We start from the raw sequence: 1,398 nt of genomic DNA, 5'->3' as shown, positions 1-1,398 counted from the left end.
TGACCTTACCTGATTTTGGTTGTCACATTCTTGTCTTCCGGACAGTTAAGTTAAGTGATTGTTTTACTATTCTCTTTCTTGGTTGTTCAGGGTTACGCGGTTTTAGCATTAAGATGTGGGCGATAGTAGGTACGCCCATCAGTTTTGTTTTAAATTCAAGGGGAGAAAGGCCTTTAAGTATGGTCTTTTTTCTTTTGCTGTTGTGATCAATAACAGCCTTTCGTTGACATTCCCTCAATTCTTCCAGTGTCCTTGGTTTCCAGTAATTTAAGTAACCATTATTTATCAGATCATTCGTTTTCTCAGCATAGGGATTCTCGAAGGAATACATGCACATACTCTGAAGGACTCCATGGCGGTTGCATAAGTTCTTGTAGATACCGCTTTCATATTGCTTGCCTCCGTCACTATGGTGAATCATTCCGTTTAGTTTTATCCCTTTACCCTTGGCTCTATTTACTGCCTTGCGCATAACTTCCTCATACTTATTCGCTTCATTGGAAGCATAAGCTCCGTAACCGACAATTTCCTGGCTGTACACATCGGTGATATAGATGGTGTAAAGTTTACTATATCCATATAGATAATGTGCCATGTCCCCTTGCCATACCTGGTTGATCCCATTCACTTCTTTCTCTACCAGAAGATTGGGGAATTCCCGGGTGCCGGACTGTGTGGCCCTGCCATACCGTTTTGGATATCTGACACGGTAACCCAGAGCCATAAACAGCTCGATGCTTTTATCGCGTCCAATGGGCAGTTGATTACCAAACTCTGCATACATACGCCGGCAACCTTGACTCGGGCAGCGTTTACGGACTTTACGCAAGTTTTGATCTGCCAGCTGAATGATTCTGTCTTCCAGCTCCGCCTTATTCACTGTGTTTTTATAATAGGCCTGTCGGCTAAATCCCATCAGTTCACAGGCAGATTTGATGCTATAAGAATAGGAATGGATCATTTCTTCTGTGACTTTGACACTTGATCTCCAAAACTTTTTTTTAGATCCACACGATATTCATCTGAAGCCTTTTCCACAATAATCCGGTATAAATCCGCCTCCAAAGATTTACGGCCAAGGGCTGCCTCAAGCTCCTTTATGCGGCTTCTCAACTCCTGGGACTTGTTTTCTTGACTGTCTTTTTCCATGACCATTCTTGTTCCTTTTTTTAAGGTAGCAGAATATTTATACAGCCAATTATAAACCGTCTGTTTTCCACCTATTTCATATTCACGAACGGCCTCGATGACCGTTAGCTCCCTACGTTCTATCTGCCCAACAATCTGCTTACGAAGTTCTAAACTGAAAATACGTTGGGGCTTTAGTTGAAATCCTTTTTTCATCTTAATTGGTTTTTTGTCCCAACAAAATGTGTCAACTTTATTCAGGGAGTATCA

At 41.8% G+C, this 1,398-nt stretch carries 2 protein-coding genes; both read right to left on the bottom strand.

Annotated features, from left to right (window positions below; genetic code table 11):
• Positions 1 to 22: 22 nt before the first annotated feature.
• Positions 23 to 961: a DDE-type integrase/transposase/recombinase gene (locus J2X69_RS24745; RefSeq protein ID WP_310109550.1), complete on the bottom strand. Its 939-nt coding sequence runs from the start codon at positions 959 to 961 to the stop codon at positions 23 to 25.
• On the bottom strand, positions 958 to 1,344 hold the full coding sequence (locus J2X69_RS24740) for a transposase (protein WP_310109547.1): 387 nt from the start codon (positions 1,342 to 1,344) through the stop codon (positions 958 to 960). Before J2X69_RS24740 ends, J2X69_RS24745 begins: the two co-directional genes overlap by 4 nt.
• Positions 1,345 to 1,398: the final 54 nt, after the last annotated feature.

It is taken from the genome of Algoriphagus sp. 4150 (genome assembly GCF_031457395.1).
GTDB lineage: Bacteria > Bacteroidota > Bacteroidia > Cytophagales > Cyclobacteriaceae > Algoriphagus.
This window is presented reverse-complemented; position numbering and strand designations above follow the sequence as displayed.